This is a genomic window from Wenyingzhuangia gilva (genome assembly GCF_030519655.1).
Taxonomy (GTDB): domain Bacteria; phylum Bacteroidota; class Bacteroidia; order Flavobacteriales; family Flavobacteriaceae; genus Wenyingzhuangia; species Wenyingzhuangia gilva.
This window is the reverse complement of sequence record NZ_JAUMIT010000022.1, coordinates 1-5,933: the sequence shown is the minus strand read 5'-3', so window position 1 is coordinate 5,933 and position 5,933 is coordinate 1. Positions and strand designations below refer to the sequence as shown.

Here is a 5,933-nt window from a genome sequence, read left to right as displayed (position 1 = left end):
TGAATTGTACGCAAAAACTTAAAAAATAGTATTATTAATTCTTTGAAAATTTATTCATCAATAATAAAAATAGTGTGAAAAGTTACGTACCGAACTCTATATAAAATTATTTCATTGAAAATTAATTAATAAACGAAAAGCTATTTACTAGCAGAGCGTGGAAATTATCGTAACAACGCAAAATAAAATCGCTACGCTGAAAATTATGAAATTGCACTTTTTTAATGAAACATTTTTATTTGAAAAAACTGCAAAAGCTAACAACAGCTAAAAAACATAGCTTTTTTTGTGCTTTAACAAAGTTGATTTTTTGTTTATTTTGTGTAGTTTTAGTCTAAAAATTAATCGGCTAGTTTAACGCTTCGTTTACTAGCTAAAACCGTTAGCTTTAACAACGCTGAAATTCATGGCTGAATTTTTCGCAGTTGTTAAAATGAAACTTTTTCTTAATTATTTGAAACCAATCTTGACTCAAAAAATTAAAGAACGAAACTTTTCTATAACATAAAATTTGTTAATGTTTTTAACTGAAAAACTTAGCTTTTTTAAACTGAGAAATAATTGAATTATTTACTGTTACGTAAAAGGTAAACGAAATCAATAATTCTTTGAAAAATTATTAATTAAAAAGAAAATGGTGTCCATAAATTTCGTGCTGAACTGTACGCTGAATTTTAATAAAACTAACATTTCTAATTCTTAATGAAAGTTCTAAATAAACGATAAATGGTGGCTTAAAGTTACGTACTCAATTCCCTAAAAATTCTCAAAACTAACATTCTCAATTCTTTGAAAAGCAGAACGTGAAAAATTATCGTAGCAATGCGATTTTAAAGTCGTTGCGTAAAGTTTGGAAACTCTCCTACCCTTTTCAACATTTTTATGTGAAATGTTGCATAAGCTAACAACAGCTAAAAAACATAGCTTTTTTTGTGCTTAATCAAAGTTGGTTTTTTGTTTATTTTGTGTAGTTTTAGTCTGAAAACTAATCGGCTAGTTTAACGCTACGTTTCCTAGCTAAAACCGTTGGGCTTAATTAAAATTTTGAAAATTCAACATGGTAAGAAATATTATCTTTTTATTATTCATAAGCTTGTTAATTCAATGCAATTCTGAAAGTAAAAAACATAAAACTGAATGGATCAAAATTGAACACTCAAGGGATATAAATGATTTTTCAGATTATCTTTCGAAATATCCTTATTCAAGATATTTTCAAAAATCCGTTGAAAGATATCTCATTTTAAGTGATAGTTTATTTAATATTAATGAATATGCTCCTTGTCAAAAAAACAATATAAGTGTTAATCAAATTGATTCTTTAAATGTTTTATTCTATCATGAAATAACCCCTATTGACTCTTTAAAACAAAAAACATTTGAGTATTTAATCGCTGAGAGAGTAAATTCATCGACATATAAACATCAAATTCCTAATTCTGACAAAAAAACAAATCTTTCAACTGGTTTTATTTCAATTTCTATAGACAGTAATAATGTGGATTATAATCAACTAAAAAACACCGTTTATGAAATATCTAAAGGAGTTGAAAAATATAAATCTTATTTAACAACTAAGTTTTATAACAAAAAGCTACATGAATTAGATATCAAAACTCAAAACGAAATAAATAATTTGATAGGTACTAGACTTGGATTTCATAAATACATTGAGTATCGTATGCCTCCACCACCACCTCCTTATGAAAATAACTTAAAGGATAGTGAACATTTTATAATTATCGAAGAATAACTAAGCCCAACACCGGCTAAACTTCATGCGGGTTTAGTGCTTACTTCAAAGTTTTGTGTATATTTACTAAGTCGCCAAATCTTGTTGATTTGGCTTTGTGAAATCAAAGAAACAAATCCAAACAAAAAGCTTCGGCTTAGTTGCGTGTTCGAAAATCTCGTCGATTTTCACCCGCACAAAGCCTAGCCAAAACCGTTGCCCAAAATATAAAATGACACAAATTCAAAAATTCCTTTCTGAATTAAACGAAAATGAATTAGCATATTTTGCTAAATTCAAACTTCATACTTATATGCCCAAAACGCAGTTAGAGATAAAAAAACATCTTTCAAAAAAAGGAATCAATAACCTGAAAATTGAAGAGCTTATCTCGACTAATAAAATAAAACCTGTACAAAATGGAAAAGAACAATGTCCAAGGTGTTTTACTGACAAGTTAAATATTCAGAAAGTGGAACTAACTAATTTTGGGAATCATACTATTATAGAAAATAATATAGAATTTTATGATAGCTTAAATGGAGAACCTAAATATAAATCACAAATTATTTGTAATGTCTGCGGTTTTTGGGTTAATGATCCGAACGGACAAAAGCCTAATAGTTTTGTTGAAAAAACCACTAATTATTTGAAAGCTATTTTGAGAGGAGTCATTAAAAATATTTAAAATACTTTGGGCAACACCGGCTAAACTTCATGCGGGTTCTGTGCAAACTTCAAAGTTTTGTGTATATTTACTATGTCGCCAAATCTTGTTGATTTGGCTTTGTGAAAACCAAAAGAAACAAATCCAAACAAAAAGCTTCGGCTTAGTCCGTAATCGAAAATCCGCAGATTTTCAAGCCCGCACAAAGCCTAGCCAAAACCGTTGGCAAAAATTACAAAAAATGAAAAAAATATTTATAGTCTTAATTACTCTCTTTTTTTCTTGCAGTAATAATGATGAAAACATTGAAAACGAAATTATAACTTATAAAAAATATGTTAAATCAATTTACAACCCTGAACGTCCAGATTTATTTGGAAATATAAATTTTGAATATTCAAATAATCGTTTATCAAAAACTTTTTTAGGCGAAAATTATACGAAATATTTTTACAACGATAAAAATCAATTAATTAGAGCAGAAGATAATTATGGAAGAGGAGTATCTTATAGTTATGATTCATCTGATAGAATAATTAAAAGAGAAGAAATTGGAAATAATAATTTTATAGAATTAAAATACGAACAAGGTAAAATTACTTCTAAAAGATATTATGAGTTTTCAAATGAAGGTAAAGTAACTGAAATTAGAGAATCAATACTTGACTCAAAAGGACGAATTATTGAAATACGTGATTTGAGTCTTCGTTCAGGTGATAAAAATAGTCCTGAAAGAGACGAAACGAGACATGGTTTTGAAAAATATGATTATGATGAAAACAGTAACCTAATTAGAATAACTTCAAAATATGAAAAAAATTCAGAAGTGAGAGTCCTTGAATTAAAATACGACGATAAAATTAACCCTTACTATGTTGCATATGAAAGTTTTAATAAATCACTATACTATATAGAATTCTACATTGCGGTCCAACCGTACAATTGGTATGGCTTGTCTCCAAATAATATTATTAGAATTGGTTCAGAAACTATTGAATACGAATATAGTGAAGATAATTATCCAACTCAATTTCATCGATATTATGGAAATGGATTATCAAGTGGAGATTTTTATTACAATTATAATGAATAAAAACTTTTGCCAACAACGCATAAAAGCAATTTGGGTTTGATTTTCTAGTGAAAATCAAGTACTTTTAACCAAGTTCAGTACATAGGTCGAAAAGGCGTTGTTCTTTTCTCCCAAACTGACTTCTATGCAAAACCGTTACCTGCAAGTTGAAAAAAATCGAAACTGACATAACCGACAGAAGAATAAAATTTGTGGAATTTGATACCGCAAAAAACTGGATTGCAGATTTTCCAACTAACAATTGGTGTCTGATTTTAATTGCGGACGAAAAACAAACGAATTATTTTGACGAAATAATCCAAAAATCAATTGACCGAAATGTTGGCTATATCTGTGGAGTTGGAAAACAAGCTGATTTAATTCACAATATGACAGACCAAGAAATTGGGTTTCGAAATGTTGACATTGACGACCATTATTTACCTGAACACGTAATAATGACTGTTGGAGATGAAGATTTTGAAAACGGAATTTGGTTCGGTTTAAATCTGACCTTTAATTTCGAAACTGATATAAATGAATTTGTTATTCTTGACATGACTAAAAAAGCGTTTGAGAAAACAATTGAATTAATAAAAAAAATAGAAAACGGATATTTGCCAGCGGATTAAAAACCAGCAGGTAACACCGGCTAAACTTCATGCGGGTTTTGTGCTTACTTCAAAGTTTTGTGTATATTTACTAAGTCGCCAAATCTTGTTGATTTGGCTTTGTGAAACCAAAGAAACAAAACCAAACAAAAAGCTTCGGCTTAGTACGTGTTCGAAAATCTGGTCGATTTTCAACCCCGCACAAAGCCTAGCCAAAACCGTTGGGCTTCATAAAAAAATTCCATAAAACGAAATATTATTGTAACGAATTAGTTACATTTGTAATATGAGAGAAATAGATATTACAGAGGAATGTCTTGAATTTATAGATAATCAAGATAAAAGAGTTTCATTGAAATTTTTCCAACTCTTAGAAGTTATTGGTGAAGTGAAAGTTGTTAATTCTAACTTTCTGAAAAAACTCCAATCAACACAATTCTATGAACTGAGAATTAAAGCTGGAAACGAATACAGAATTGTAATATTTGCTATCGATCATTTGAATTTTGCTGAATGTAATAAAGCTGTTTGTCTTTATGGCTTTCAGAAAAAATCAACGAAAGATTATAACAAAGCGATAAAACAAGCTGAAAGAATTTTAGTCGAATATTTAAAAGAACAATAGTCATGGGAAAATCAATAAATGCAAAAAAATTAATAGCTGAAAGATTTGGAAAAGAAGGAACTAAGGAGCGTGAGCAATTTAGAGAAGAAGCTTTTTCTTATTATTTTGGAGAAATTATAAAAAACAGAAGAAAAGAACTTCATATGAGTCAAGAAAATTTGGCTGAAAAAGTTGGAAAGAAAAGACCATATATTTCAAGAATTGAAAATGGTGAAGATATTAAATTATCAAATTTTGCTTTGTTAGCAAATGCTTTAGGTTTATCGATTCAATTAACAACCGAATAAAATTACGAAAGCCCAACACCGACTAAACTTCATGCGGGTTCTGTGCTTTCTAAAAGTTTTATATATATTTACTAGGTCGCCAAATCTTGTTGATTTGGCTTTGTGAAATCAAAAGAAACAAAACCAAACAAAAAGCTTCGGCTTAGTCCGTGTTCGAAAATCTGTCCGATTTTCAATCCCGCACAAAGCCTAGCCAAAACCGTTAGCCTAAACAGGAAATTTCGGTCGAAATTTCCGCAGATAAATTAATTCTTAACTTTTCTAGAAACATTCTGAAACCAATTCTCACGCAAAAAAAATAAGTCTAAAACTTTTCTGCAAACCGATAATTTATTGACTTTTTTAAAGAAAATTATTTGTTAAAAAATGTACTTTTTTGTGGCTGAAAATTATTGACTTTTCTCTGTGCGTAAAAAAATAACGCACTGAATTGAGTGTGAAAAAGTGAATAAATTTTCATTCTTAATTCTTTGAAAAAAAATCTATCAAAATAAAAATTGTGTTAAAAATTGCGTGCTGAATTATACGCAAAAAATGTTTCATTGATACTTTTTTTATGCCGAAAAATATTAACAAACAAAACGTTGAATTTTATCGTAACAACGCGATTTGAAAAGTAGCAACGCTGAAAAAAATAAGGATAATGCATTTTTTCAATAAAAACATTTTCGTGGCTGAAAACTGAAAAACTGCATAGGCTAACAACAGCTAAAAAACAAAGCTTTTTTGTGCTTTCATAAAGTTGGTTTTCTTTTTATTTTGTGTAATTTTAAGTTTGAAAATTAATCGGCTAGTCTAACGCTTCGTTTCCTAGCTAAAACCGTTGGCAATAATTTGAAAAAATGGTACACAAACGAGAAGGTCAATTAACGACTGATATAGAATGGCACAAACATTTAAGGAAAATTGGAAAGCGATTTTTCTGGAAAGGAGAGCGCA

The 5,933-nt window shown here is 29.1% G+C and carries 6 protein-coding genes; all 6 read left to right on the top strand.

Annotated features, from left to right (window positions below):
• Positions 1 to 1,057: 1,057 nt before the first annotated feature.
• Entirely contained in the window at positions 1,058 to 1,753 is a 696-nt protein-coding gene (locus QVZ41_RS14385; protein WP_302885342.1) for a hypothetical protein, read from the top strand.
• Positions 1,754 to 1,964: 211 nt separating this feature from the next.
• Positions 1,965 to 2,420, top strand: coding sequence for a hypothetical protein (locus QVZ41_RS14380; protein ID WP_302885341.1), 456 nt, complete (start codon positions 1,965 to 1,967; stop codon positions 2,418 to 2,420).
• A gap of 220 nt (positions 2,421 to 2,640) precedes the next feature.
• Entirely contained in the window at positions 2,641 to 3,492 is an 852-nt protein-coding gene (locus QVZ41_RS14375; RefSeq protein WP_302885340.1) for a hypothetical protein, read from the top strand.
• A 146-nt stretch (positions 3,493 to 3,638) separates the two neighbouring features.
• Positions 3,639 to 4,103 carry a hypothetical protein gene (locus QVZ41_RS14370; RefSeq protein WP_302885338.1) on the top strand — a complete coding sequence of 155 codons (465 nt, stop codon included), beginning with the start codon at positions 3,639 to 3,641 and terminating at the stop codon, positions 4,101 to 4,103.
• A 265-nt stretch (positions 4,104 to 4,368) separates the two neighbouring features.
• A complete protein-coding gene (locus QVZ41_RS14365) occupies positions 4,369 to 4,707 on the top strand; it encodes a type II toxin-antitoxin system RelE/ParE family toxin (protein ID WP_167899352.1) in 339 nt (112 codons plus the stop codon).
• Between the two features lie 2 nt (positions 4,708 to 4,709).
• Positions 4,710 to 4,994 carry a helix-turn-helix domain-containing protein gene (locus QVZ41_RS14360; RefSeq protein WP_302885337.1) on the top strand — a complete coding sequence of 95 codons (285 nt, stop codon included), beginning with the start codon at positions 4,710 to 4,712 and terminating at the stop codon, positions 4,992 to 4,994.
• Positions 4,995 to 5,933 lie beyond the last annotated feature (939 nt).